A 26,171-nucleotide genomic window follows, 5' to 3' on the forward strand; every position below is an offset into this window, starting at 1 on the left:
GTGGCAGCTGCCGAAGGTTGCGTCATACGGTCTGCAAGGCGTCGGTGGCGGGACGGTAAATGGTTTGCCGGGGCTCGGCAAACACCCGCTTCAACATCGGTTCGAAGAATTCGAGCGGCAGGTGCTCATACGCGGGGTCGAACGCCGAGGCGTCGTACTTGGCGCAGAATTCGATGGTCTGCCGGTATTGCGGGTGGTCCTGGAATTGCTCGCGCAGGTGCCGATCCATGCCCAGGTGGTGGAAAAAGTAATACCCCTGGAAAATGCCGTGCTTTTCCACCATCCAATGGTTCTCGGGGCTGACGAATGGCTTGAGAATAGCCGCGGCGATGTCGGGGTGATTATAGCTGGCCAGGGTGTCGCCAATGTCGTGCAGCAGGGCGCAGACCACGTACTCCTCATCGCGCCCGTCGCGGTAGGCGCGGGTGGCGGTTTGCAGTGAGTGGGTCAGGCGGTCTACTGGGAAACCACCGAAGTCACCGCCCAGCAGTTGCAGGTGGGTCAGGATGCGCCCAGGCAATTGGCGCGCATAAAGGGCAAAGTCTGCGGCAATGATGGCCCAGTCCTGCTCGGTACCATCCTTCATATGGGTAAAGCGTGCGTGTTCGCTCATCACGGCTCCGTCTATCGCGGCTTGAAGCCATCAGTATAAGCGGTCAGCCGTGCTGGCCCCTGGCCCTGCGGGACGCCTTAATGGCCTTGCGGGCCGCGCCTTCAGAAACCGACCTTGCCCACCAGCATGTCGCGGTACATCACGAAATCGCCGAACAGGCTGTACAGCGGATGGCGAAAGGTGGCCGGGCGGTTTTTCTCGAAGAAAAAATGGCCGATCCAGGCGAAGCTGTAGCCGGCAATGGGCAAGGCAATCAGCATCGCCCAGCTGCCGCTGCCCACAATCCATGCCACCAGGGCAATCACCAGGCTGGTGCCGACGAAGTGCAGGCGCCGGCAGGTGCTGTTGCTGTGCTCGGCCAGGTAATAAGGATAGAAATCGCTGAAGCTGTGAAACGCTTGGCTGTTTTTCACGACGGCAGTCTCGGTGGCGATCAGTGGGACCACGTGGAACCATATTTAAGTCTAGAGTGAACGACAAGGCGGACCAGTGACTTATGGCGCCAGTTTTGTATCTTTTGACGCAATCGCCGCACAATGGAACGGGGCGCACAGGCATGAGCGAAAGGACCACGTCGGCCAGTTGGGCCATGGGTATCGTCAAGGCGCTGGAACTGGAGGGGCTCGACTGTCGAGTGTTGTTCGCACAGTTGGGCCTCGACTACGGTGCGTTGGACGATCCGGATGCACGTTTTACCCAGGACTCGATGACGCGTCTGTGGACGCTGGCTGTCGAGGCGTCGGGCAACCCCGCCATCGGCCTGAACATGGCACGTGTGGTGCGCCCGGCGTCCTTTCATGTGGTGGGCTATGTGCTGATGTCCAGCCGCACCCTGGCCGAGGGCTTCGAGCGGCTGGTGCGCTACCAGCGCATCATTGCCGAAAGCGCCGACCTCAGCTTCAAACTGTTGCCCGAGGGCTACGGCCTGATCCTGACCGTGCACGGCGACCACCTGCCGCCCACCCGCCAAAGCGCCGAGGCCTCGCTGGCCTGTGCGTTGTCGCTGTGCGGCTGGCTCACCGGGCGTACCTTGCAGCCACGCAAGGTATTGATTCAGGGCAGCGAGCCGCTGGACCTGGCGCCTTATCAACAGGCGTTCCATGCGCCGTTGGTGTTCAACGCGCCTTACGATGCGCTGATTTTCGAGCGCGCCGACATGGAGGTGCAATTGCCCACCGCCAACGAGGCCATGGCGGCGTTGCACGACCGCTTTGCCGGCGAATACCTGACGCGTTTTTCTGAAAGCCGCGTGACCCATCAGGCGCGCCAGGTGCTGTGCCGCCTGTTGCCCCAGGGCGAACCCAAGCGCGAGGCGGTGGCCCAGGCCCTGCATTTATCCCAGCGTACCTTGCAGCGGCGCTTGCAGGACGAGGGCACCAGCTTCCAGGCGCTGCTGGATGACACCCGCCGTGAATTGGCCGAGCAGTACCTGGCGCAGCCACAGATGACACTGCTCGAAGCTGCCTACCTGTTGGGCTTCGCCGACCCCAGCAATTTCTTCCGGGCCTTTCGCCGCTGGTTCGATACCACCCCAGGCGAGTATCGCGCGCGGTTGTTGGGCAGTGAGGCGGTGGAGCTCAGTGACGCCAGAACGCCGGCATGCACAGCACCAGCACCGTGATGATCTCCAGGCGGCCCAGCAGCATGCCCCCCGACAGTATCCATTTGGCTGCATCCGGCAGGCTGGCAAAGTTGCCGGACGGGCCGATGGTTTCGCCCAGCCCCGGGCCCACGCCCGAGACAGTGCTGGCCGCGCCGGTGAGCGCTGTCATCCAGTCCAGGCCCAGCAGCGACAGGGCCAGGGCAATGCCGCTGATGGTGATGGCGAAGAAAAACGAAAACGTCAGGATCGAGCGCACGATGTCTTCATCCAGCCGGTGGCCGTTGTACTTCTGACGGATCACCGCACGCGGGTGAATCAGCTGGTTGAGGCTGGCCTTGAGCAGGATGTAGGCCACCTGGAAGCGGAAGATCTTCACGCCGCCGGCGGTGGAGCCCGAACAGCCGCCGATGAAGCCCAGGTAAAAGAACAGCATCAGGGCGAAGTTGCCCCACAGGCTGTAATCGCCCAGGGCGAAGCCGGTGGTGGTGACCACCGAGGTGACGTTCAGCGCCACGTGGCGCAGGGCATCCCACCAGGGCAGTTGGGTGGTCCACCAGTACCAGGTGGTCATCACCAGCCAGGTCACCAGCAGCAGGCCGAGAAAGCCCTGCACTTGCTGGTCCTTGATCAGCGCCCGGCGGTTGCCGCGCAAGGTGGCCACGTACAGGGTGAACGGCAGGCTGCCGAGGATCATCACCACCACCGCCACCCAGTGCACCGCCGGTTGCGACCACTTGGCCAGGGACTGGTCGGAGGTGGAGAAGCCACCGGTGGAAATCGCCGACATGGCGTGGTTGATGGCATCGAACGGGCTCATGCCCGCGCCCCAGAACGCCAGGCTGCCCAAGGCCGTGATGCCCACGTACACCAGCACGATGGATTTGGCGACCATGTGCGAGCGCGGCATGACCTTTTCCGAACGGTCCGAGGACTCGGTCTGGAACAGGCGCATGCCGCCCACGCGCAGCAGCGGCAAGATCGCCACCGCCATGCCGATGAAGCCAATGCCGCCCAGCCAGTGCAGCAGCGAGCGCCACATCAGGACGCCCGGCGACATGCTGTCCAGGCCGCTGAGCACCGTGGAACCGGTGGCGGTGATGCCCGACATGCTTTCAAAGAAGGCATCGGTGTAGCTGGTGTGTTCGGTGAGCACGAAGGGCAGGGCGGCGAACACGCACACCACCAGCCAGCTCGACACGGTCAACAGGTACATGTCCCGCGGGCGCAGGTGCACATGCTCGGGACGCCCGGGAACTACCAGGGCAAGCCCGGCGACAAAGGTGATCAGGCTGGCCCACAGAAAGGAGGGCAGGTCGCTGGTGCGCTGGAAAATCACCAGGGTCGCCATCGGTACCACCATGCTGATCGCCAGGGTGATCAGGAAGATGCCGATGATGAATCCGATGATGCGCAGGGTCGGCAACGCCATGGAGTCCGCTCGGGGCTGAAAAAAGAAGGGCGCCATTCTACCTGCGAGTCCAGGCATGTAAACCCGACAAGGGTTTGCTCGTTATGTCTAGAATAGCGCTACTCAAACTTCAGGGAGGTGGCCGATGGAGGCCCTCGACGCATTGCTCAACCGTGTTTCCGTTCCGCGCCTGGTGGAACCTGGGCCATCGGCCCAACAGCGCGAAGTGCTGTTCCAGGCGGCGTTGCGTGCCCCCGACCATGGCCAGTTGCGCCCCTGGCGCTTCCTGACCGTGGAAGGCGCGGCGCGCGAGCAGTTGGGCGAGGTCCTGGCTCAGGCCGTGCAGCTCAAGGGCGACGCCACCCAGGCGGCGCTGGAAAAGGCCCGCGGCATGCCATTGCGCGCGCCGCTGGTGGTCGTGGTGGTGGCCCGTTTGCAGGACCATTTCAAGGTGCCCAGAACCGAGCAATTATTGGCGGCTGGCTGTGCAGCGCAGAACATTCTGCTGGCTGCGTTTGCCCAGGGCATTGGCGCGGTGTGGCGCACCGGCGAGCTGGCGTATGCGCCGCACGTGGCCAAGGGCCTGGGACTGGAGGACGGTGAGGAGGTGATCGCCTTCCTGTACCTGGGCACCGCGCTGAACCCGCCGCGTGAAGCGCCGAAAGTCAGCACTGCCGACTTCGTCAGCGCCTGGTCGGCGTAATAAATACGACCTGATCGCGAGCGTGCGCGGCAGCGCCTTACCGTAGTCGTGCAGGTTGCGGGTTGTGATCAGGCGGCGGTAACCGGGGTCAGGGGCAGATCCAGGGTGGCCTTGAAGCCGCCATCCGGGTGGTTGGCCAGGTTCAGGCTGCCGCCGTGGCGTTCCACGGCGCGTCGTGCAATGGCCAGCCCCAGGCCGTGGCCTGCGGCGGTCTGGCCGGGGGCGCGGTAGAAGGGTTCTCCCAGTTGCGTCAGGTGCTCGTCCGCCACCCCCGGGCCGTGATCGCGCACGCTCAGTTCAACACGCTCGTTCGCCAGCCTGGCGCTCAATTCGATCGCTTGTCCTTGCGGGTTGAAGCGCAAGGCATTGCGCACCAGGTTGTCCACGGCGCGTTCGATCATGGTGGGCCAGCCGGTCATGGTCAGCCCCGGTTCGCAGTCGATCTTGATCTGCTGTTCGGCGGCGCTCAGGCGCGCGTCGTTGCGCACGCTCTTGAGCAGGGTCATCAGGTCCACTGACTCGGCGGTGGCGTGCTCTGCGTCCAGGCGAGCCAGGGCGAGGATTTCGCTGATCAAGGCCTCCAACCGATCACATTCGCGGGTCAGGCGCGGCCACAGGCGTTCGCGCTGTTCGGGCTCGGCCCGTTCGGCCAGGGCCAGGGCAATGCGCAGGCGTGCCAAGGGCGAACGCAGTTCGTGGGACACGTCGCGCAGCAATTGCCGCTGGCTGCCGATCAGGCTTTGCAGGCGCCCGCCCATGCGGTTGAAGTCGTTGGCCAGCACGCCGAACTCGTCGCGGCGCTTGGCCAGTTGTGCCAGGCTGTTCTGCTGGTAGGTGGTCTGCCCCAGTTCATGCACCGCACCGCGCAGGCGGCTCAGGGGGCGGGTGATCGACAGGGTTACCAAAAGGCTGAACAGGGTCAGTACCACCAGGGCAATGCCCAGGGCGCTCAACGGCCAGGCCAGGCTCTGGCGTCGCCAGGCATCGAGTTCCGGATGGGCAATGCGGTAGATCAGCAGGTAGGTGTCGCCGGTGGTTGGGCTGGTGTACTCGGCGGTCAACCGGCGCCAGGGCAGCGGGCGGTCATCGTTGCCGTCATGCTGGCGGGCCTCGAAGGCGGCGGCGCGGCGCGGGAAGGTGCCGGGCACCACGGCTTCGCCGGCCTCGTTGAGCACCTGCACATCGATGTGGTATTTCCATTTGCGCTGTTCAAGCAGTTGCTGGGCCGCGTCCTGACCATCCTTTTCGTAGAGTTGAACCCAGGTTTGCGCCAGGTTTTTCAGGCCCGGGTGACGGCTGAGAATCCAGGCGTCCTGATTCAACATGTGGCCCAGCAGTATGGACAGGCCGGCGACGAGGGCAATGGCCAGCCAGAAGCTTGCCAGGATGCGCCAGAACAGTGATCGCAAGGGAATACCTCAAATGCAGAAGCCCGACACGCGTGAACGTGTCGGGCGGGGTCAACGAAGGGTCAAGCTTACTGGGCTTTCTGATCCTTTTGCGCTTTCCAGGCCTGGAACTCTTTCCATTCGGCACGGCGCGCGTCCTGCTTCTTCTTCATTTCGTCGAACTGCTTCTGCTGAGTGGGGTTCAGCACGGCGCGAATGTCGGCACGGGCCTTGTCGTGCTTGGCGGTGATTTCGTCTTTCATCGCCTTCTGGTCGGCCGCTGGCAGTTTTTCCAGGTATTTGTGCAGGACTTCACGGTCTACCTTGCGTTCTTCGCCCATCAACTGGCCGATTTTCTGGCGCTGTTCGGGGCTCAGGTCAAGGTTGGCGAAGCCGTCGCGAGGGCCGCGTTCGTGGTGCATGCCTGGGCCACCCATGCCGCCCATGTCCGAACCTGGGCCGAAACCCGGGCCGCCTTCTGGTGCAGCCATGGCAACGGTGGGCAGGGCGGCGGCGAACATCAGAGCCATAAGGGTCTTGCGCATGGTGAATCTCCTTGTCTCGTTGCCGGTGTTTACCGGATGAGCTCAGTTTAAGGAGATCAAGGTCAGCGGCCGTCAGTGGAGCGTAAAGCTTAGGTAAAGACGTCTGGAGCGCGGGTTTACACACATTGATGCTGAACGAGACGCGGTTGTGGGCGCAGGTTTTACCCGCGAAGAAAGCGCCGCGATTGTCAGGGATGTTCGCGGTGTAGCTTGCGCGGGCAGAGCCCGCTCCCACAAACAGAGTAACAAGTGACTTTATTCGGCGTAGTAATAGCCGCGGCTGCGCAGCGCCATGATGCGGGGGCGGCCGTCGGCGTGGGGGCCGATCTTCTTGCGCAGGTTGCTCACGTGCATGTCCAGGCTGCGATCGTAGAGCGTCAGCTTGCGCCCCAGGGCGATCTGCGCCAGCTCCTGTTTGTCCAGCGGCTCGCCTGGCTGGCGCAGCAGCGCTTCGAGCAGACGGCTTTCGGAGATGGTCAGGGTGATGTCGTGCTCGTCGATGGTGACCACGCCGCGGGCCTGGCTGAAGCACAGGTCGCCCAGCTCCAACTGCCCGGTGGCGGCGCTGGGGTGGCTGCGACGCAGCACGGCGCGCAGGCGAGCCGTCAGCTCGCGAGGGTCGCACGGCTTGGCCAGGTAATCATCGGCACCCAGTTCCAGGCCCAGGATGCGGTCCAGCGGCTCGCCGCGGGCCGACAGCATCAGCACCGGCAGTTCGGGGTGTTCGCCGCGCAGTTGCTTGAGCAGTTCCAGGCCGCTGCCGTCGGGCAGCATCACGTCCAGTACCACGGCCGCCGGGGACATTTGCGCCAGGGCTTTGCGGGCGCTGCCGCCGTCATGGCAGGCGCGTACCACGAAGCCTTCCTGGCTCAGCCAACTGCCCAGCAGCTCGCACAGCTCCACATCATCATCAATCAGTAACAGATCGCTCATGAAACTCTCAATTCAACCATTGCCGACGCTGTCTACGCCCGCCGCTGATAAAGATACCGCACAGGGCGGCCAACAAGGCGACGCCGCCGCCGGTGACAAACCATTGCTGTTGCTCGGTCAGCAGTCTCACGCCGGGTGCTACCTTGGCCTGGGCTTCCTGCAATTGCACCTTGAGCCGCTGGTTTTCCAGGCTCAACTGCGCTCGCAGCGCTTCGCTTTCCTTGAGGTGCTGCTGCAGGTTGGCAACCTGGCCGCCCGTGCTCAGGTCCAGCGCCGTGGGGCCGTCATCGGCCTGGGCATCGCTGGCGCCGAGCAACAGAACCACTAGCAGCGAAAACAGCAAACTCTGGCGCATAGAGACTCCTTATTCTGTCGATTGTTCGGCAGGTTGTCGGCAGTCATGCACGAATGATGAGCAATGCGTTGAAACAAAGGAAGATAGTTTGCGGGGGAGCAAACGTGAGAGCTGGCGAGCCAGCTCTCACAGGCGCCTATTATGGCAGGGTCTGCTTGAACGGCTTGACCAGCACGTCGGCGTAGACGCCGGCTTCCACGAACGGGTCGGCACCGGCCCATTCCTGGGCGGCGGCCAGGGATTCGAACTCGGCCACGATCAGGCTGCCCGAAAAACCGGCGGCGCCCGGGTCGTTGCTGTCCACGGCCGGGTGCGGGCCGGCCAGCACCAGGCGACCGTCATCCTTGAGCTTTTCCAGGCGCGCCAGGTGGGCTGGGCGAACGCTCAGGCGTTTTTCCAGCGAGTTTGGCGTGTCGGTGGCAATGATTGCGTAGAGCATGTCAGTCCTCGGTCTTCGGGGTGGTGGTATCTGCGTCATGCATGTGGCGGGACAGGTAGATGCCCTGGCCTACCAGGAATAGCAGGGTCATGCCCAGGCTGCCGAACACCTTGAAGTCCACCCAGATGCTCTGGAAGGTAAAGGCCACGAACAGGTTGGCGGCGCCGCTGAACAGGAAAAACACGATCCAGGCAATGTTCAGTCGCGTCCACACCGCGTCAGGTAACGTCAGGGCATGGCCCATCAGGCGCTTGATCAACAGGCGGTCGCCAATGAAGTGGCTGCCAGTGAAGGCCAGGGCGAACAGCCAGTTGACCACCGGCGCCTTCCATTTCAGGAATGTTTCGCTGTGGAAGGCCAGCGTCAGGCTGCCGAACACCAGGCACGCGGCCAGGGTCAGCCATTGGCTCTTCTCCAGCTTGCGCTGGGTGATGAACAGTATGCCGTAGACAATCACGGAACTGGCGATCAGCACGCCGGTGGCGCTGAAAATACCGCCCAGGGTGACTTGCTGGCCGGCGACTTCGACAGTGCGCGGGTCGAGCTTGTAGACGATGAAAAACAGGAACAGCGGGATGAAATCGATGAATTGTTTCACAGTGGCAGCCAGAAGCAGGATGTGACGGCATAATAACAAACATCAAAGACAGCGAAAGCGCCACCTCATGAATGTTGACCTGCACTGCCACAGCACCGCCTCTGACGGCTCACTCTCGCCGACGGACCTGGCTGCGCGTGCCCACGCCAATGGCGTGCGGGTACTGGCGCTGACCGACCACGACACCCTCGAAGGCTTGCCCGAGGCCCGCCAGGCCATTCAGGCGCTGGGCATGCAGTGGGTCAGCGGGGTGGAAATGTCCTGCACCTGGGGTGGCGCCACCATCCACGTGCTGGGCTACGGCTTCGCCCTGGATGCGCCACCGCTGGTCGCCGCTGTGGAGGCCTTGCACCATGGCCGCTGGTTGCGCGCCGAGGAAATCGACCGACGGCTGGCCCTGAAAGGTATGCCGGGGGCGCTGGAGGGGGCCCGGGCCATTCAAAAGGAACTGGGTGACAGCGGCAACGCCCCGGCACGCCCGCATTTCGCCGAATTCCTGGTGCGCCAGACCTACGTGAAAGACCGTGCCGAAGCCTTCCGCAAGTGGCTGGGTGCCGGCAAGCTGGGTGACGTCAAGCAGCATTGGCCCACCCTGGAAGACACCGTCGGCACCCTGCGCGCCTCGGGCGCCTGGGTCAGCCTGGCACACCCGCTGCACTACGATTTCACCCGCAGCAAGCGCCGCAAACTGATTGCCGACTATATTCAAGCAGGTGGTCAGGCGATCGAAGTGGTCAATGGTATGCAGCCTGCCGAGCAGGTGGGTACCTTGTCGATCCTGGCGCGCGAGTTTGGTCTGCTGGCCAGCGCCGGCAGTGATTTCCATGGGCCGGGGGCCTGGTCCGAGATCGGTATTTACCGACCTGTGCCGGAGGATCTGCCACTTTTGGCGGGTCGATTCAAACATGAGCAGCCACTCGTCGTCTGACCAACAGGTAGAGAACGTGAGTCAATTCTTCCAGATTCATCCGGAAAATCCGCAGTCGCGCCTGATAAAGCAGGCCGTGGAGATCATCCGCAAGGGCGGGGTGGTGATTTACCCCACGGACTCGTCCTACGCCATGGGTTGTCAGATCGGTGACAAGGGCGCCATCGAGCGCGTTCGCCGTCTGCGCAAACTGGACGACAAGCACAACTTCACCCTGATCTGCCGCGACCTGTCGCAACTGGGCCTGTTCGCCAAGATCGACACCGGCGCGTTCCGCCTGCTCAAGGCCCACGTGCCCGGCCCCTATACCTTCATCCTCAACGCCACCCGCGAGGTGCCGCGCTTGTTGCTGCACGACAAGCGCCGCACCATCGGCCTGCGGGTGCCGAATCATCCGATTTCCCACGCCTTGCTGGAAGAACTGGGCGAGCCGTTGATGAGCGTGAGCCTGATCATGCCGGGCGAGACATTGCCCATGACCGACCCCTACGAGATGCGCCAGTTGCTGGAGCATCAGGTGGACCTGATCATTGATGGCGGTTTTGGCGGGGTATCGGCGTCCACGGTCATCAACCTGGCTGACGGCGAGCCTCAGGTAGTGCGCGTTGGCTGCGGCGACCCGTCGCCCTTCATGGCCGAGGCGTGAGCGACGTGACCGTGGCGCACACCACTGCCGACCTTGAACCCGCCCGCGTCCCCGAGCAACTGGCGCTGGTGTATGGGCAGTCCTACACCGAAATGCCCGTGGACCTGTACATCCCGCCGGACGCCCTGGAGGTGTTCCTGGATGCCTTCGAAGGCCCTCTGGACTTGTTGCTGTACCTGATTCGCAAACAGAACATCGACATCCTCGATATCCCGGTGGCGGAAATTACCCGTCAGTACATGGGCTATGTGGAGTTGATGAAAAACGTGCGCCTGGAATTGGCGGCCGAGTACCTGGTGATGGCGGCCATGCTCGCCGAGATCAAGTCGCGCATGTTGCTGCCGCGCTCGGCCGAGGCCGAGGTGGAGGAAGATGACCCGCGGGCCGAGCTGATTCGGCGGTTGCAGGAGTACGAGCGGTTCAAGGCGGCGGCGCAAGGCCTGGACGGTTTGAAGCGGGTGGGGCGTGATATTTACGTTCCGCAACTGGATGCGCCCCAGGCCAAGGTGCGCAAGTTGTTGCCGGATGTGGCGCTGGAGGAGGTGTTGATGGCCATGGCGCAGGTGATGCGCCGTGGTGATCTGTTCGAGAGCCACCAGGTGAGCCGGGAAGCGTTGTCTACCCGTGAACGCATGAGTGAGGTGCTGGAGCGGTTGAAGGGCGGTGGGTTTGTGCCGTTTGTAGAGTTGTTCACGGCGCAGGAGGGCAAGCTGGGGGTGGTGGTGACGTTTATGGCCATTCTGGAGCTTGTGAAGGAATCGTTGGTGGAACTGGTGCAGAATGAGGCGTTTGGGGCGATTCATGTGCGAGCCCGTGCTGAGTAGACTTACGATCACAGGGGGCTGGAGTGTGGAATGACGGGCGGGGGTATCCGTTATCGCGGGTGTGGCGACTTTTGGCTCCGGTCTTACACCCCGTCACTTTTTTCAGTCGAAAACAAAGCCACGTCAACATCTAACAGCAAGAGCCACAACACGTATCGACAGGAACAAGTACACGTGACCAAGAGCCAATAGATGAACCTCACCGAACCTCGCGAGCTGGCCTCGCTGCTCGAAGCTTGTTTGCTGGCCTGCGGCAAGCCGCAGTCTTTGGAGCGCTTGTATGAGCTGTTCGAGGAAGCCGAGCGGCCTGAGCCTGCCGTGTTCAAGAAGGCGTTGGAGCTGTTGCGCAAGTCCTGCGACAGCCGTTCGTTCGAGTTGGTGGAGGTGGCCTCCGGTTACCGTTTGCAGATTCGCGACAAATTCGCCCCTTGGGTTGGCCGGCTTTGGGAAGAGCGCCCCCAGCGATATTCCCGCGCGTTGCTGGAAACCCTGGCGTTGATTGCCTATCGCCAGCCCATCACCCGCGGCGAGATCGAGGACGTACGTGGCGTGGCGGTGAACAGCAATATCACCAAGACCTTGCTGGAACGTGAGTGGATTCGTGTGGTGGGTTATCGCGAAGTACCTGGCCGGCCGGCCATGTTTGCTACCACCAAGGCGTTTCTCGATCACTTCAACCTGAAGAACCTGGACAACCTGCCGCCGCTGGCGCAGTTGCGCGAGATCGAGCCGGAGCCAGTGCTCGAAGACCTCGACGATGCGCCGGTGCCTGCACACCTGCAGGCCATGGCCGATGCCAGCACCGAATCGGGCGAGGTCGAAGAGCCCAAGGAAGAGACCAGCTTCCATACCTTGCTGGCCGAACTGGACACCATGGAACAAGGTCTGAAGACTGACTTCGACGATTTGCTCGACATCGTCCCCGTGTCGCTGGACGACGTGGAGGATGACGACAACCCCCGCCACGAGTGAGTGCTTATGAGCAGCAAGGATCCGTGTATCGGTGTCTGCACGTTCGACGATGACGTGTGCGTGGGCTGCGGGCGCAGCAAGCGCGAGATCCGCGGCTGGAAGAAGATGCACAAGGCCGAGCGCCGCGAGGTGCTGGCCAAGGCGCACATGCGCCTGCTGGCACTGGGCGCCACCGGCCGACGGAAAAAGAAATAGCACAAAGAATTTCGGCTAGTCTCAGGTGCGCAACGGCTCACATGAGCGTATGATTCGCGACCCTTCGGGCGACATGATCGCCCCACATCACACACCGGGAGGTGCTAAACGATGAGTGAACACGACAAGCCAGACAGCCAGGAAATTGGCCCCGCCGGCGAAAAACTGCAGAAAGTACTGGCCCGTATCGGCGTAGGCTCGCGCCGCGACGTGGAAGCCTGGATCGGTGAAGGCCGCATCAAGGTCAATGGCGTGGCCGCCACCCTGGGCCAGCGCGTCGACCTGCACGACGCCATCAGCGTTGATGGCAAGGTCATCAAACGCGAGGAAGCCGCAGAAACCGTACGTCGCGTGATCATCTACAACAAGCCCGACGGCGAGATCTGCACCCGCGACGACCCGGAAGGTCGCCCCACCGTATTCGACCGCCTGCCGCGCCCGCGCGAAGGCCGCTGGATCAACATCGGCCGCCTGGACATCAACACCACCGGCCTGCTGATGTTCACCACCGACGGTGAGCTGGCCAACCGCCTGATGCACCCGTCCTACGAGATGGACCGTGAATACGCCGTGCGCGTACGCGGTGAAGTCGATGACGACATGCTGCTGCGCTTGAAGAACGGCGTGATCCTGGAAGACGGCCCGGCCCGTTTCACCGACATCCAGATCGCCCCGGGCGGTGAAGGCTTCAACCATTGGTACCACTGCGTGGTAATGGAAGGCCGCAATCGTGAGGTGCGTCGCCTGTGGGAATCCCAGGGCCTGGTGGTCAGCCGCCTGAAGCGTGTGCGTTTCGGCCCGGTGTTCCTCAACTCCGACCTGCCCATGGGCCGCTGGCGCGAACTGAGCCAGAACGAAGTCGACATCCTCAGCGCCGAAGTGGGCCTGACCTCGGTGGCCATGCCAACCATGACCGCCAAGGGCAAGGACAAGATGGAGCGCCTGCAGCGCAAGTCGGCCCGCCCGCTGGGCCGCAACGAGCGTGTGGTGCGTACCCTGCGCCCAGCCCAGGACGGTGCGCCCGCTACCGAGCGCCCGGCCCGCGCCCCGCGCCTGGACGACGGCGATCGCCCAGGCCGCAAGCCGCGTGGCGACGCACCGACCCCGCGCCGTGGCGGTGAAGCGCCGGCGCGCAAGGACGGTCGTGGTTCGGCCGTGGCCGAGCGCCCGAGCGACATGACCAAGCGCCCCGCCAAGCCGGGTGCCCAGCGCCCAGGCCTGAAGCTGTCGGACGACAGCAAGCGACGTGGCCCGGCCGCTGACAAGCGTGCCCCGGTCACCCGCCGCAAGCCTAAGCCTGAGTAATCAGCGTAGGTTAAATGCAAACGCCAGCCTTCGGGCTGGCGTTTTGCATTCTGGCAAACGGATGTTGCACCCCGTAAAGAAATCTTTACGAAACGACGCTCTTCTGGGAGCGGGTGGTGCCCGCGAAAGGCGCACCGTGTATCCCCTGAAAATACGCGGGGTCCGGTTCGCGGGCAGCGCCCGCTCCAACAGGTTGTTGCCGGGCTAAGCGCGGGGGTGTAACGATAAATTGCCATCCGTGCACTAAATTGTAACATTCGTCGCCAATTTGCCCTCTTGCCAGGCCCCGGCCCTTTCGTTCATATGCACGGCGTGTACAATGCGCGCCCTTTGCTGTGGCACCTTGCGTTATCGCGCGCATGTCTGCCGTTCCATCACAAGTGGAGCGGGTCCGTTCCGTCACAGATAAAAATAACCAGGTGACCAACTCAATGAGTGCACAAGACTCATCCGGCCAGCTCAAACGCGGCCTGAAAAATCGACACATCCAATTGATTGCCCTAGGCGGCGCCATCGGTACCGGCCTGTTCCTCGGTTCCGCCGGGGTGCTGAAGTCGGCCGGCCCGTCGATGATCCTTGGCTATGCCATCTGCGGCTTCATTGCCTTCATGATCATGCGCCAGTTGGGCGAGATGATCGTCGAGGAACCGGTGGCAGGCTCCTTCAGTCACTTTGCCCACCAGTACTGGGGCGGCTTCGCCGGCTTCCTGTCCGGCTGGAACTGCTGGGTGCTGTACATCCTGGTGGGCATGTCCGAGCTCACCGCCGTGGGCAAGTACGTGCATTACTGGTGGCCGGAGATCCCGACCTGGGTGTCGGCCGCAGTGTTCTTCGTGATGATCAATGCCATCAACCTGGCCAACGTCAAAGTGTTTGGCGAGGCGGAGTTCTGGTTCGCCATCATCAAGGTGGCCGCCATTGTCGGCATGATCGCCCTGGGCAGCTACCTGCTGGTGAGCGGCCACGGCGGCCCACAGGCCTCGGTCAGCAACCTGTGGTCCCATGGCGGCTTCTTCCCCAATGGCGTCAAGGGCCTGGTGATGGCCCTGGCGATCATCATGTTTTCCTTTGGCGGCCTGGAAATGCTCGGCTTCACCGCAGCCGAGGCCGACCAGCCGAAGACCGTGATTCCCAAGGCGATCAACCAGGTCATCTACCGCATCCTGATCTTCTACATCGGAGCCCTGGTGGTGCTGCTGTCGCTGACCCCGTGGGACAGCCTGCTGCAGTCCCTGGACAGCGCGGGCGATGCCTATAGCGGCAGTCCGTTCGTGCAGGTGTTCTCGATGCTGGGCAGCAACACCGCGGCGCACATCCTCAACTTCGTGGTGCTGACGGCGGCGCTGTCGGTATACAACAGCGGCACCTATTGCAACAGCCGCATGCTGGTGGGCATGGCCGAGCAGGGCGATGCACCGGCAGGGCTGGCCCGCGTGGACAAGCGTGGCGTGCCCGTGCGGGCGATCCTGGTGTCGGCGGCGGTGACGCTGATAGCCGTGCTACTGAACTTCTTCATGCCCCACGATGCGCTGGAGCTGCTGATGTCGCTGGTGGTGGCCACCCTGGTGATCAACTGGGCGATGATCAGCTTCTCGCACCTCAAGTTCCGCCAGCACCAGGTGCGCAACGGTCGCGTGTCGTCGTTCAAGGCCCTGTGGTCGCCGTGGGGTAATTATGTGTGCCTGGCGTTCGTGGTGTTCATCCTGGGCATCATGCTGATGATCCCTGGCATCAATGTGTCGGTGTATGCCATTCCGGTGTGGGTGGTGGTGATGTACGTGGCCTACTTGGCCAAGAACCGCCGCGCCGCCCAGGCCCTGCCGCACGCCTGACGCCTATTACGGGCGTGGGAGCGGGCACTGCCCGCGAAGCAGGCACCGCGGTGTGCCTCTCGCGGGTAGAGCCCGCTCCCACAGGGTTTGTGTTGCAGTCGATCTGCTGATACGGTCCGCGCTCACAAACTGCTGAAATCATCCCATGCTGGAAATCTCCAACAACGTCCACCTGCCCGACGCCGAGGTCGAGCTCAGTGCCATTCGTGCCCAGGGCGCAGGCGGTCAGAACGTCAACAAGGTGTCCAGCGCCGTGCACCTGCGCTTCGACATCAATGCCTCGTCCTTGCCGCCGTTCTATAAGGAGCGCCTGCTGGCCCTGCGTGACAGCCGCATCACCAGTGATGGCGTGGTCGTGATCAAGGCACAGCAATACCGCACGCAGGAGCAGAACCGCGCGGACGCCCTGGAGCGTCTGCGCGAGCTGATCGTCAATGCCGTGAAGGTTGAGAAGAAGCGTCGGCCGACCAAGCCGACGCTGGGGTCGAAAACCCGTCGGCTGGAAGGCAAGACCAAGCGCGGCGCCATTAAGGCAGGCCGCGGCAAGGTCGACTTTTAGAGGGCAGCGTCCGGGTGGCGCGGCCGGTTGAGGGTCTGGCGATACAGATACAGGCTCAGCGCCAGGCCGCCGAACGAGGCAATGCCGGCGAACAGGAAGATCGAGCTGAAGCCGAAACCGGCGGCAATGGCGCCTGCCAGCGGGCCGGTGATGCCCAGTGACAGGTCGACGAACAGTGAGTAGGCACCCACTGCCGCGCCGCGGCTGGAGGCTGGCACCAGGTTCACCGCTTCCACCCCCAGGGCCGGGAACACCAGCGAGAAGCCAAAGCCGCTCAGGGCCGCGCCGGCCATGGCCAGTTCGGCACTGGGGGCCAGCCACAACAGCAGCAAACCCACGGTTTCCACGGTCATGCAGCCGATCGCCACGCGGAAGCCGCCAATGCGGTTGATCAGGTTGCCGAACAACAGCCGGGCAATGATGAAACAGGCGCCGAACAGCGTCAGCGACAGGGCCGCGTTGCCCCACTGATGGCTGGCGTAGTACAGGGTGATGAAGGTGGCGATGGTGCCGAAACCGATGCCGCCCAAGGCCAGGCCGGTGCCATGGGGCAGCACTTTGCCCAACACGTGCATGAATGGCATGCGCTCGCCGGCCACGATCGGCACCGGCGTTTTTTTCCAGGCCAGCAGCAGGCCCAGCGCGGCCAACAGCAGAATGCTCACGCCCATTGCCCAAAGCCCCAGGTGCTGCACCAGCAACACGCCGGCGGGGGCACCCACGGCCAGGGCGCCGTAGCTCGCAATGCCGTTCCAGGAAATGACCTTGGCAGTGTGCTGTGCACCCACGCGACCAATGCCCCAACTGATGGAGGCCGAACCTACCAGGCTCTCGGCGCTGCCCAGCACCAGGCGGCCCAACAACAGGCTGACCAGGCTGACCACTGGCAGGTTCTGGGTGACTGCGGCCGCCAGCATGCACACGCCACTGGCGCCGCAACCGATCATGCCGTAGATCACCGCTTTCTTGCTGCCATGGGTATCGATGATACGGCTGGAATAAGGGCGGCTGAGCAGCGTGGCCAGGTACTGCACACTAATCACCAGGCCGGCGATCACGGCATTGAAGCCCAGGCTGTTGTGAACAAAGCCGGGCAACACGGCCAGGGGGATGCCGATGTTCAAATAGCCGATGAAGGTAAACAAAACAATGGATACGACTTGCAGCGTGACCGCCATCGGTCGCGGGTTCGAAGACATTGGGAATTCCAAGGGGATAGGTATCAGGTGCTAGCACACTAGACGCTTATCATAGGGCGGCGAGCCACACAGTGCACGACCAACGGCAAGATTTAATCTCGCCACAGGCTCAAGCGTGCGGTTTTGCGAGCAGTCGGGTAGCCACCAGGGCCGCCAGGGCGTTTTCCTGGGTGCCGAAACGTTGCAGCAGGGCGCTTTGCTTTTCGGGGGAGAGGCGCGCCCAGATGTCGATCATCTGTTGCGCGGCGTCGATGACCTGTGCGGCCTCATCGTCGTTGAAACTGTCTTGCATGGTGGGCTCCGTTGAGCGCTTGAGGCGATGCGATCACTGGGCGTGATCGCTATCCGGATCACATCGCCTGCTGTCAGCGCTTAATCGTCGCGATCAGCGCCCAAGGCTTCTTCGGCCTCGTTTTCGGGGTGTTGACCGGCCGATTGTGGCGGTTGAGGCTGCTCGGGTTCGTGCAGGCTCGGGAAGGGAAAGTTAGGGATCTCGTGCATCGTCATCGCTCCTCGAAAGTACTGGTTGAGGGTGGCGCTGGATAGCGCGTGCTGTTCAAAGCCGGGACAGGATACAGCACTGCGCATGACAATCAGAATTACGATGCGGTCATTGGTCGCACAATGAAAACATCTTCATCCCTCCACGTACTGCGTCTGCGCTCGGGGCTGCCCAAGGCTGCGAAAGGGTCCGCAGGACCTTCGCCGGTGTCAGGTCGATCAACCGGCCCGCGGCACGGGCCTTCGCAGCCTGGCGGCAGCTCCCACGGGATTGCCGCATGCAGATCATCAGCAGACCTTGGCGATGGCGCTGGCCAGCTCGTCCAGGCGACTGGCGTCGATGCCCGCCACGTTGGCGCGGCCCGAGCGCACCATGTAGACGCTTTGCTCGTCGCGCAGCCTATCCACCTGCTGAGGGCTTAGCCCGGTGTAGGAGAACATGCCGCGCTGTTCGCCTATGTGCGCAAACCGCGCCGACAGGCCGTGGGGTTCCAGAGCTTCCACCAAGCCTGCGCGCAGTTGCGCGATGCGTGAGCGCATCTGTTCCACTTCATCGGCCCACAGGCCCTTGAGCTGGGCGTCGCCCAGGATGGTCGCCACCACGGCAGCACCATGGTCCGGCGGCGTCGACCACAGGTTGCGCGCCAGGCCCGCCAACTGGCTGCGCACGTCCAGCAGCTTTTCGTGGTCATGGGTGCAGGCAATCAATGCGCCGGTGCGTTCGCGGTACAGGCCGAAGTTCTTCGAACAGGAACTGGTGATCAACAGTTCCGGCAGCTCGCGGGCGAACAGCCGCACCGCCCAGGCGTCCTGGTCCAGGCCGTCGCCGAAGCCCTGGTAGGCAAAGTCGATCAGCGGCAGCAGTTCGCGGCGCTTGACCACGTCCAGCACCCGCTGCCAGTCCTTGTGGTGCAGGTCGAAACCGGTAGGGTTGTGGCAGCAGGCGTGGAGCAACAGCACATCGCCGCGGGGAATGTCTTCCAGCGCCTGCAGCATCGCTTCCACGTCCAGGCGGTTGTCGCTGCCCACGTAAGGGTAGTGACCCACCTGCAAACCCACTTCGGCAAAAATGCTCTCGTGAATCGGCCAGGTCGGGTCACTCAGCCAGATACCGCGCCCTGGCAGGCAATGGGCAATGAACTCACCCGCCAGGCGCAGGGCGCCGGTACCGCCCGGCGTCTGGGTGGCGCCGGCGCGCTCGCGGGCCAGCGCGGGGCTGTCCTTGCCCAGCACCAGTTCGGTCACCAGGCGGCCGAAGGCGGCGTCGCCATGGCCGCTGACGTAGGTCTTGCTGGTCTGGTGCTCAAGCAGGAAACGCTCGGCCTGCTTGACCGCGGCCAGCACTGGGGTCAGCCCTTGGGCATCCTTGTACACCCCTACGCCCAAGTCGAACTTGCGCGGGTTGGGGTCACGGGCGTACGCATCCATCAGGCTGAGGATCGAGTCGCCGGGTATCCGCTGGATGTCACTGAACTGCATTATTTGCGCCCCTCGGCCCCCTGGCTGACATCGTCAGTGCGGGCGGCCATGATGAAGTCGTTGCGGTGCAGGCCCATGATCGAGTGGCTCCACCAGGTAACGGTGACTTTGCCCCACTCGGTCAGCAGGCCCGGATGATGACCCTCGGCCTCGGCGATTTCACCCACGGCGTTGGTGAAGGCCAAAGCATATTTGAAATTCTTGAAAAGGTAGACCTTTTCCAACTGCATGACGCTGTCACGCACCTCGATGTTCCAGTCGGGGATCTGCTTGAGCAGCGCCGGCAGTTCCTCGTCGCTTACCTGGGGGGCGTCGGCGCGGCAGGCTTCGCAATGGGCCTGATTCAGTGCATTCATGGGTGTATTCCTTGTAGTAAAGAAGAAGTCAGGCCGCCTTGGGCGGAAACTTGGGGGCGTGCAGGCCCAACTGCATGGCGCGGCCCACCAGGGCCATGATGTCTTCGTGGGCCAGGTCGAACAGGCGCTTGAGCTCTGGCAGCACGAAGTACAGGGGCTGCAGGATGTCGATGCGGTAGGGCGTACGCATGCATTCCAGTGGGGCGAAGGCTTGGTGCTCGGGCGTATCGGACAGGCTGTAGACGGTTTCCCTGGGCGACGAAAGAATGCCGCCGCCGTAGATGCGCCGGCCTTGCGGGGTGTCCACCAGGCCGAACTCGATGGTCATCCAGTACAGTCGGGCCAGATAAACCCGCTGCTCCCTGCTGGCGGCCAGCCCGAGCTTGCCGTAGGTATGGGTGAATTGCGCGAACCAGGGGTTGGTCAGCAGCGGGCAGTGGCCGAAGATCTCGTGGAAGATGTCGGGTTCCTGCAGGTAGTCCAGTTCTTCGGGCGTGCGAATAAACGTGGCCACCGGAAAGCGCTTGCTGGCCAGCAGCTCGAAGAAGGTCTGGAAGGGGATGAGGGCGGGCACCCGGGCCACTTGCCAACCGGTGGTGCGGCTCAGCACCTGGTTGATCTCGGCCAGTTGCGGGATGCGCTCGTGGGGCAGTGCCAGTTGCTCGATGCCATCCAGGTATTCCTGGCAGGCGCGGTCCTGCACCAGCTTGAGCTGGCGGCTGACCAAGGTGTTCCAGGTCGCGTGCTCGGTGTCGGTGTAATGGATGAACCCCTGCTCATCCGGCTCGCGGGCAACGTAGTGAGTCTGCTTCATACAGCACTCCAGTCGATCATTATTATTGTAGTGGGTCGCTGCGGTTGCCTGGCTTGGGTACGCTGAAGATGTCATGAGGGCGCAGCGCCAGCGCAGCCTTCGGCAGCGGCTACCGGTTGCCTATTTTAAAAGGGCGCGCGCGGTCGATGTGAGGTGTATGGGAGGCTGATGGATGGCGTTGGGGGCTGAATATCGTAAACTTTTCGTTACGGTAAGGCGGCGGGGCCGGTCTGCAATCCATCTTGAGGGTGGCTTTGTCACGTAATCTTGACGATTATCTGCATGTCCCCCCAATAATTAGCTTCCAGGACCCTTCATGCGAATCAAAGTCCATTGCCAGAACCGCATCGGTATCCTGCGCGATATCCTCAACCTGCTGGTGGAATACGGCATCAACGTGGCCCGGGGCGAGGTGGGGGGCGAGCATGGCAACGCCATCTACCTGCATTGCCCGAACCTGATCAACCTGCAATTCCAGGCGCTGCGGCCAAAATTCGAGGCCATTGCCGGGGTGTTTGGCGTGAAGCGCGTAGGCCTGATGCCCAGCGAGCGTCGGCACATGGAGCTCAATGCGTTGCTGGGAGCGCTGGAGTTTCCCGTACTGTCCATCGACATGGCCGGCTCCATCGTCGCGGCCAACCGCGCAGCGGCGCAGTTGCTGGGGGTGCGGGTGGACGAAGTGCCGGGCATGCCGCTGTCGCGTTATGCCGAGGACTTCGATTTGCCGCAATTGGTGCGCGATAACAAGGCGCGCATCAATGGCCTGCGGGTGAAGGTGTGTGGCGATGTGTTCCTGGCGGATATCGCGCCCTTGCAGTCGGCCCATGATGACAGCGAGGCCTTGGCCGGCGCGGTACTGACCCTGCACCGCGCCGACCGTATTGGTGAGCGCATTTACCATGTGCGCAAGCAGGAGTTGCGTGGTTTCGACAGTATCTTCCAGAGTTCGCGGGTGATGGCCGCAGTGGTGCGCGAGGCGCGGCGCATGGCGCCGCTGGACGCGCCCTTGCTGATTGAGGGGGAGACCGGCACCGGCAAGGAGTTGCTGGCCCGTGCCTGCCACCTGGCCAGCCCTCGTGGCCAGTCGCCGTTGATGGCACTCAATTGTGCCGGGCTGCCCGAATCCATGGCCGAGACCGAGCTGTTTGGCTACGGGCCTGGCGCGTTTGAAGGCGCGCGGGCGGAGGGCAAGCTGGGCCTGCTGGAGCTGACAGCGGGCGGCACGCTGTTTCTCGACGGGGTCGGTGAGATGAGTCCGCGGTTGCAGGCGAAACTGCTGCGCTTTCTGCAGGACGGGTGCTTTCGCCGGGTAGGCAGCGATGAAGAGGTGTACCTGGACGTTCGGGTGATCTGCGCCACCCAGGTCGATCTCTCGGAGTTGTGCGCTCGCGGTGAGTTTCGCCAAGACCTGTACCACCGTCTCAACGTGCTGTCGTTGCACATCCCGCCCTTGCGCGAGTGCATGGACGGCCTGGGCCCGCTGGTGGAGCACTTCCTCGACCAGGCCAGCCGGCAGATCAGCTGCCCGCTGCCACGCCTGGCGCCCGCGGCGCTGGACAAGCTGGCACGCTATCACTGGCCGGGTAACGTGCGGCAACTGGAAAACGTGCTGTTTCAGGCGGTGTCACTGTGCGAAGGAGGATGGGTCAAGCCCGAGCATGTTCGTTTGCCTGATTATGGCGTGCGGCAGCCATTTGGTGAGTTTTCATTGGAGGGGAGTTTGCAGGATATTGTCGGGCGATTTGAAAAGGCAGTATTACAGCGCTTATATAGCGAACATCCAAGCAGTCGTTTATTGGCCAAGCGCCTGGGTGTGTCGCACACCACCATTGCCAATAAGTTGCGTGATCATGAAGTGAATAAAGACACTTCAAATTGATCTGGAATTAAAGTTGCGGCGGGCTGTTTGAACGGAATGAATCATTCGGCAGCGAGCCTCTTGAATATTCAAGAGGCACCGCAAGCATTCCTCATCAACCGTTGGAGCAGCCGTTGCCCATCACGCGGTATTCAAGGATGTGTTTCTGGCCGGTGGAGTCCAGGTAGGTCATGCGCGCCGGTACCACTTCGCAGACGTTGGGGATCTCGCTGGTGCTGATGACCTTGGCAATGTCCAGGTGTTGCGAGTAGTTGTACTGTTCAACAGGGACGTGAGCGTCGACGTTGTTCGAAACTTCATCAGCCATGGCTGCCAATGAGAAAGTGCTCAGGGCCAGGACAATCAAAGCTTTCATTTCAATGTTACCTTTTATGCGCTCGTCAGGGGACACGCCATCCTTGTGAGACGGCGCGTGTTGCTCGAGAAAGTTAGGGTTGGATTAACGGGCCTTCGTGGGGGCTGTTGCGTGTGTTAATCACAGTGCCGGTTGGCGAGGTGAATGGTAGGGCGAGGGTGATTAGTTAAACAGCCAGAGTTTTGATAAACAGTTTTATCCGATTCTGTAACAATCCCGCTTTGGGGGGCGGGAGCTGCAAGGGGTAGCTGCAAGCGGCAAGCTGAAAGCAGTGCGCCATTTAGCTTGTCGCTTGCAGCTAATAGCTGCTTCACTTGCTACCAACGTCGAATGGCCTCTGCGTGCAGATACCCTTACAACGAGGTCATACAAAAACAACTACATTGCTCCGAGGTAAGAAAGATGAGTGCGGCGTCCCTGTATCCCGTTCGTCCCGAGGTGGCAGCCAACACGCTGACCGATGAAGCGACCTACAAGGCCATGTACCAGCAGTCGGTCGTCAACCCGGACGGCTTCTGGCGCGAGCAGGCCAAGCGCCTTGACTGGATCAAGCCGTTCACCAAGGTCAAACAGACTTCTTTCGATGACCACCACGTGGACATCAAGTGGTTCGCCGACGGCACTCTCAACGTTTCCTACAACTGCCTGGATCGGCATCTGGCCGAGCGCGGCGACCAGATCGCGATCATCTGGGAAGGCGACGATCCCTCCGAGCACCGCAACATCACCTACCGCGAGTTGCATGAGGAAGTCTGCAAGTTCGCCAACGCCCTGCGCGGCCAGGATGTGCACCGCGGCGATGTGGTCACCATCTACATGCCGATGATTCCCGAAGCTGTGGTGGCCATGCTGGCGTGCACGCGCATCGGTGCGATTCACTCGGTGGTGTTTGGCGGCTTCTCGCCTGAAGCGCTGGCCGGGCGCATCATCGATTGCAGCTCCAAGGTGGTCATCACCGCTGACGAAGGCTTGCGCGGTGGCAAGAAAACCGCATTGAAGGCCAACGTCGACCGCGCGCTGACCAACCCCGAAACCAGCAGCGTGCAGAAAGTGATCGTGTGCAAGCGCACTGGCGGCGACATCGAGTGGAACCGCCACCGCGACATCTGGTACCACACCTTGCTGGACGTGGCCTCCAGCACCTGTGCGCCCAAAGAGATGGGCGCCGAGGAGGCGCTGTTCATTCTTTACACCTCCGGTTCCACCGGCAAGCCCAAGGGCGTGCTGCACACCACCGGCGGCTACCTGCTGTACGCGGCACTGACCCATGAGCGCGTGTTCGACTACCGCCCGGGCGAGGTGTACTGGTGCACCGCCGACGTGGGCTGGGTCACCGGCCATAGCTACATCGTCTACGGCCCGCTGGCCAACGGCGCCACCACGCTGCTGTTTGAAGGGGTGCCGAACTACCCTGACATCACCCGCGTGTCGAAGATCATCGACAAGCACAAAGTCAACATCCTCTATAGCGCGCCCACCGCCATTCGCGCCATGATGGCCGAAGGCACTGCCGCGGTGGAGGGCGCCGATGGTTCCAGCCTGCGCCTGTTGGGCTCGGTGGGCGAGCCGATCAACCCCGAAGCCTGGGGCTGGTACTACGATACCGTGGGCAAGCAGCGCTGCCCGATTGTCGACACTTGGTGGCAGACCGAAACCGGTGGCGTCCTGATCAGCCCGCTGCCGGGCGCCACCGCGCTCAAGCCGGGTTCGGCCAGCAAGCCGTTCTTTGGCGTGGTGCCGGGGTTGGTGGACAACCTGGGCAACCTGATCGATGGCGCCGCCGAAGGCAACCTGGTGATCCTCGACTCCTGGCCAGGCCAGTCGCGTAGCCTGTACGGCGACCATGACCGCTTCGTCGACACCTACTTCAAGACCTTTCGTGGCATGTACTTCACTGGTGACGGTGCGCGCCGCGACGAGGATGGTTACTACTGGATCACCGGGCGCGTGGATGACGTGCTCAACGTGTCGGGGCACCGCATGGGCACCGCCGAGATCGAGAGCGCCATGGTCGCCCACCCCAAGGTGGCCGAGGCCGCAGTGGTGGGCGTGCCGCACGACATCAAGGGTCAGGGCATCTATGTATACGTGACCCTCAACCATGGCGTGGAGCCGAGCGAAACCTTGCGCCAGGAATTGAAGAACTGGGTGCGCAAGGAAATCGGCCCCATTGCCTCGCCGGACGTCATCCAGTGGGCCCCAGGGCTGCCCAAGACCCGTTCGGGCAAGATCATGCGCCGTATCCTGCGCAAGATCGCCACGGGCGAGTACGACGCGCTGGGCGATATCTCCACCCTGGCCGACCCGGGCGTGGTGCAGCACCTGATCGATACCCACAAGGGCATGAAGGCGGCTTAAGCCTGCAGGTTTGACCAGAACCCCGCTTCGGCGGGGTTTTGTGTTTCTGGCCCAGGATGTCCGGCATTCCCCTGTGGCCTGGCGGCAGCGACACGACGGGCGTGATAAGGCAGGGATATATCGGTGTTACCGTCCGTCACCTTTCCCTGCGCCAAATGGGGGCGATTCGCCACAAACCGGTGCATCGGCCCTACAGAAAATGACAAACACAAACGCCAGGGTTGCCGGATTACAAGGGTTTGCCAATAATGGGCGCGCAATTTGCTTGATAGATCGGTTCCCTGTCATTTGCCTTTGCATAAACGCCAAGGGCTGTCAATAATCTCGGGTCGTATTCTCTGTGCATCTGTAACTAGTTGTCGCATTGAAGAAATATCGGCTTCGGGGCTGTCGCTAAAATGCCGGTCACTCGCCCGCCGCCCGATGAGCATCGCTCCCGAGCCGTGCGCCGCTATCTGCGTTGTACCCATTCGCATATTGGGCCCGTGCTCACTTTGCCATTTATTGCCCTTTACCGATGGAGTCCTGAGATGAAGAAACTCGTGCTTCTTGGCGCCCTGGCGCTGTCCGTGCTGTCGCTGTCCTCGTTCGCCGACGAGAAGCCTTTCAAGATCGGTATCGAAGCGGCCTACCCGCCGTTCGCCTCCAAGGCTGCCGATGGCAGCATCGTGGGTTTTGACTACGACATCGGCAACGCCCTGTGCGAAGAGATGAAGGTCAAGTGCCAGTGGGTCGAGCAGGAATTCGACGGTCTGATCCCGGCGCTTAAAGTGCGCAAGATCGACGCCATCCTGTCGTCCATGTCCATCACTGAAGACCGCAAGAAGTCCGTGGACTTCACCAACCGTTACTACCTGACCCCGGCTCGCCTGGTGATGAAGGAAGGCGCCACCGTTGCCGACAACCTGGACGGCCTGAAAGGCAAGAAGATCGGCGTGCAGCGCGGTTCGATCCACGAGCGTTTCGCCCGCGAAGTGCTGGCGCCCAAAGGCGTGGAAGTGGTGCCTTACGGCTCGCAGAACGAAATTTACCTGGACGTGACCGCAGGCCGCCTGGACGGGACCCTGGCCGACGCCACCCTGCTGCAGGACGGTTTCCTGAACACCGACGCCGGCAAGGGCTACGCGTTCGCCGGTCCATCCTTCACCGACGTCAAATACTTCGGTGACGGCGTGGGCATTGCCGTGCGCAAGGGCGACAAGGCCGACCTGGACAAGCTCAACGCTGCCATCGCGGCCATCCGCGCCAACGGCAAGTACAAGCAGATCCAGGACAAGTACTTCAACTTCGATATCTACGGCCAGTAAGCGGCTGTAAGCGTTACCCGACAGATGGTGCAAGCCGCAGGCGCTGAGGCTTGCACCATTTTTTCATTTCCACGGTC

At 62.5% G+C, this 26,171-nt stretch carries 27 protein-coding genes and 2 pseudogenes; 13 read left to right on the forward strand and 16 right to left on the reverse strand.

Going from position 1 to position 26,171, the window contains the following annotated elements; translation table 11 throughout:
- Positions 1 to 22: 22 nt before the first annotated feature.
- Both PMM47T1_RS25325 and PMM47T1_RS25330 read right to left on the reverse strand, forming a co-directional pair.
- A complete protein-coding gene (locus PMM47T1_RS25325; protein WP_008374429.1) occupies positions 23 to 613 on the reverse strand; it encodes an HD domain-containing protein in 591 nt (196 codons plus the stop codon).
- A gap of 101 nt (positions 614 to 714) precedes the next feature.
- Positions 715 to 1,026: a DUF962 domain-containing protein gene (locus PMM47T1_RS25330; protein ID WP_008374431.1), complete on the reverse strand. Its 312-nt coding sequence runs from the start codon at positions 1,024 to 1,026 to the stop codon at positions 715 to 717.
- A 143-nt stretch (positions 1,027 to 1,169) separates the two neighbouring features.
- Between PMM47T1_RS25330 and PMM47T1_RS25335 the strand changes: the two genes are divergently transcribed.
- Positions 1,170 to 2,234, forward strand: coding sequence for an AraC family transcriptional regulator (locus PMM47T1_RS25335; protein WP_008374433.1), 1,065 nt, complete (start codon positions 1,170 to 1,172; stop codon positions 2,232 to 2,234).
- Here PMM47T1_RS25335 and PMM47T1_RS25340 read toward each other — a convergent pair.
- The gene (locus tag PMM47T1_RS25340; protein WP_008374435.1) at positions 2,191 to 3,645 is read right to left on the reverse strand and encodes a TrkH family potassium uptake protein; all 1,455 of its coding nucleotides are present in this window, start codon (positions 3,643 to 3,645) and stop codon (positions 2,191 to 2,193) included. The genes PMM47T1_RS25335 and PMM47T1_RS25340 overlap by 44 nt on opposite strands.
- A gap of 124 nt (positions 3,646 to 3,769) precedes the next feature.
- On the opposite strand from PMM47T1_RS25340, the gene PMM47T1_RS25345 reads away from it, so the two are divergent.
- Positions 3,770 to 4,327 (forward strand): nitroreductase family protein, encoded by a 558-nt coding sequence (locus PMM47T1_RS25345; RefSeq protein ID WP_008374437.1) that lies wholly within the window; start codon positions 3,770 to 3,772, stop codon positions 4,325 to 4,327.
- A 68-nt stretch (positions 4,328 to 4,395) separates the two neighbouring features.
- On the opposite strand, the gene PMM47T1_RS25350 is transcribed toward PMM47T1_RS25345, so the two are convergent.
- From PMM47T1_RS25350 to PMM47T1_RS25375, 6 genes are all read right to left on the reverse strand, one after another.
- Positions 4,396 to 5,736 carry a sensor histidine kinase gene (locus PMM47T1_RS25350; protein WP_008374439.1) on the reverse strand — a complete coding sequence of 447 codons (1,341 nt, stop codon included), beginning with the start codon at positions 5,734 to 5,736 and terminating at the stop codon, positions 4,396 to 4,398.
- Positions 5,737 to 5,804: 68 nt separating this feature from the next.
- Positions 5,805 to 6,260 (reverse strand): LTXXQ domain-containing protein, encoded by a 456-nt coding sequence (locus PMM47T1_RS25355; RefSeq protein WP_008374440.1) that lies wholly within the window; start codon positions 6,258 to 6,260, stop codon positions 5,805 to 5,807.
- A 255-nt stretch (positions 6,261 to 6,515) separates the two neighbouring features.
- The gene (locus tag PMM47T1_RS25360; protein ID WP_008374442.1) at positions 6,516 to 7,193 is read right to left on the reverse strand and encodes a response regulator transcription factor; all 678 of its coding nucleotides are present in this window, start codon (positions 7,191 to 7,193) and stop codon (positions 6,516 to 6,518) included.
- Between the two features lie 7 nt (positions 7,194 to 7,200).
- A complete protein-coding gene (locus PMM47T1_RS25365; RefSeq protein WP_008374445.1) occupies positions 7,201 to 7,548 on the reverse strand; it encodes a hypothetical protein in 348 nt (115 codons plus the stop codon).
- Positions 7,549 to 7,687: 139 nt separating this feature from the next.
- Entirely contained in the window at positions 7,688 to 7,987 is a 300-nt protein-coding gene (locus PMM47T1_RS25370) for a YciI family protein (protein WP_008374447.1), read from the reverse strand.
- 1 nt (position 7,988) lies between these two features.
- Positions 7,989 to 8,585, reverse strand: a complete 597-nt coding sequence (locus tag PMM47T1_RS25375) for a septation protein A (protein ID WP_008374449.1) — start codon at positions 8,583 to 8,585, stop codon at positions 7,989 to 7,991.
- 67 nt (positions 8,586 to 8,652) lie between these two features.
- Between PMM47T1_RS25375 and PMM47T1_RS25380 the strand changes: the two genes are divergently transcribed.
- The 8 genes and pseudogenes from PMM47T1_RS25380 to arfB all read left to right on the forward strand — a co-directional run bounded on the left by PMM47T1_RS25380 (position 8,653) and on the right by arfB (position 15,846).
- On the forward strand, positions 8,653 to 9,513 hold the full coding sequence (locus PMM47T1_RS25380) for a PHP domain-containing protein (RefSeq protein WP_008374451.1): 861 nt from the start codon (positions 8,653 to 8,655) through the stop codon (positions 9,511 to 9,513).
- Between the two features lie 16 nt (positions 9,514 to 9,529).
- Complete coding sequence (locus tag PMM47T1_RS25385; protein WP_008374453.1) at positions 9,530 to 10,159, forward strand: L-threonylcarbamoyladenylate synthase; 630 nt, start codon at positions 9,530 to 9,532, stop codon at positions 10,157 to 10,159.
- Positions 10,160 to 10,284: 125 nt separating this feature from the next.
- Positions 10,285 to 10,983, forward strand: coding sequence for a segregation and condensation protein A (locus PMM47T1_RS25390; RefSeq protein WP_177323402.1), 699 nt, complete (start codon positions 10,285 to 10,287; stop codon positions 10,981 to 10,983).
- Positions 10,984 to 11,175: 192 nt separating this feature from the next.
- Positions 11,176 to 11,898: pseudogene (gene scpB / locus PMM47T1_RS25395) on the forward strand (SMC-Scp complex subunit ScpB); the annotation flags it as partial.
- Between the two features lie 63 nt (positions 11,899 to 11,961).
- Entirely contained in the window at positions 11,962 to 12,150 is a 189-nt protein-coding gene (locus PMM47T1_RS25400; RefSeq protein ID WP_008374460.1) for a DUF1289 domain-containing protein, read from the forward strand.
- 111 nt (positions 12,151 to 12,261) lie between these two features.
- Positions 12,262 to 13,455, forward strand: coding sequence for a 23S rRNA pseudouridine(2605) synthase RluB (gene rluB / locus PMM47T1_RS25405; protein ID WP_008374462.1), 1,194 nt, complete (start codon positions 12,262 to 12,264; stop codon positions 13,453 to 13,455).
- A 431-nt stretch (positions 13,456 to 13,886) separates the two neighbouring features.
- A pseudogene (locus tag PMM47T1_RS25410) lies at positions 13,887 to 15,298 on the forward strand (amino acid permease); the annotation flags it as partial.
- A gap of 134 nt (positions 15,299 to 15,432) precedes the next feature.
- Positions 15,433 to 15,846: an alternative ribosome rescue aminoacyl-tRNA hydrolase ArfB gene (gene arfB, locus PMM47T1_RS25415; protein ID WP_008374466.1), complete on the forward strand. Its 414-nt coding sequence runs from the start codon at positions 15,433 to 15,435 to the stop codon at positions 15,844 to 15,846.
- Here the strand turns inward: arfB and PMM47T1_RS25420 are convergent.
- The 6 genes from PMM47T1_RS25420 to phhA form a co-directional block, all read right to left on the reverse strand.
- Positions 15,843 to 17,045 carry an MFS transporter gene (locus PMM47T1_RS25420; RefSeq protein ID WP_043301524.1) on the reverse strand — a complete coding sequence of 401 codons (1,203 nt, stop codon included), beginning with the start codon at positions 17,043 to 17,045 and terminating at the stop codon, positions 15,843 to 15,845. The genes arfB and PMM47T1_RS25420 overlap by 4 nt on opposite strands.
- 109 nt (positions 17,046 to 17,154) lie before the next feature.
- On the reverse strand, positions 17,155 to 17,337 hold the full coding sequence (locus PMM47T1_RS25425; RefSeq protein ID WP_008374469.1) for a hypothetical protein: 183 nt from the start codon (positions 17,335 to 17,337) through the stop codon (positions 17,155 to 17,157).
- An 80-nt stretch (positions 17,338 to 17,417) separates the two neighbouring features.
- Positions 17,418 to 17,546, reverse strand: coding sequence for a hypothetical protein (locus PMM47T1_RS30645; protein WP_274379885.1), 129 nt, complete (start codon positions 17,544 to 17,546; stop codon positions 17,418 to 17,420).
- A gap of 288 nt (positions 17,547 to 17,834) precedes the next feature.
- Positions 17,835 to 19,025 (reverse strand): amino acid aminotransferase, encoded by a 1,191-nt coding sequence (locus PMM47T1_RS25430; RefSeq protein ID WP_008374471.1) that lies wholly within the window; start codon positions 19,023 to 19,025, stop codon positions 17,835 to 17,837.
- On the reverse strand, positions 19,025 to 19,381 hold the full coding sequence (locus PMM47T1_RS25435) for a 4a-hydroxytetrahydrobiopterin dehydratase (RefSeq protein WP_008374473.1): 357 nt from the start codon (positions 19,379 to 19,381) through the stop codon (positions 19,025 to 19,027). The genes PMM47T1_RS25430 and PMM47T1_RS25435 overlap by 1 nt, the downstream gene beginning before the upstream one ends.
- Positions 19,382 to 19,409: 28 nt before the next feature.
- On the reverse strand, positions 19,410 to 20,195 hold the full coding sequence (phhA, locus tag PMM47T1_RS25440; protein ID WP_008374475.1) for a phenylalanine 4-monooxygenase: 786 nt from the start codon (positions 20,193 to 20,195) through the stop codon (positions 19,410 to 19,412).
- 316 nt (positions 20,196 to 20,511) lie between these two features.
- Between phhA and PMM47T1_RS25445 the strand changes: the two genes are divergently transcribed.
- A complete protein-coding gene (locus PMM47T1_RS25445; protein ID WP_008374476.1) occupies positions 20,512 to 22,074 on the forward strand; it encodes a sigma-54-dependent phenylalanine hydroxylase transcriptional regulator PhhR in 1,563 nt (520 codons plus the stop codon).
- A 94-nt stretch (positions 22,075 to 22,168) separates the two neighbouring features.
- Here PMM47T1_RS25445 and PMM47T1_RS25450 read toward each other — a convergent pair whose 3' ends face one another.
- Complete coding sequence (locus tag PMM47T1_RS25450) at positions 22,169 to 22,429, reverse strand: DUF2790 domain-containing protein (RefSeq protein ID WP_008374479.1); 261 nt, start codon at positions 22,427 to 22,429, stop codon at positions 22,169 to 22,171.
- Between the two features lie 402 nt (positions 22,430 to 22,831).
- Between PMM47T1_RS25450 and acs the strand changes: the two genes are divergently transcribed.
- Positions 22,832 to 24,787 carry an acetate--CoA ligase gene (gene acs, locus PMM47T1_RS25455; RefSeq protein ID WP_008374482.1) on the forward strand — a complete coding sequence of 652 codons (1,956 nt, stop codon included), beginning with the start codon at positions 22,832 to 22,834 and terminating at the stop codon, positions 24,785 to 24,787.
- A 530-nt stretch (positions 24,788 to 25,317) separates the two neighbouring features.
- Positions 25,318 to 26,094 (forward strand): ABC transporter substrate-binding protein, encoded by a 777-nt coding sequence (locus PMM47T1_RS25460; protein WP_008374485.1) that lies wholly within the window; start codon positions 25,318 to 25,320, stop codon positions 26,092 to 26,094.
- Positions 26,095 to 26,171 lie beyond the last annotated feature (77 nt).

Source organism: Pseudomonas sp. M47T1, assembly GCF_000263855.1.
Classification (GTDB): Bacteria; Pseudomonadota; Gammaproteobacteria; order Pseudomonadales; family Pseudomonadaceae; genus Aquipseudomonas.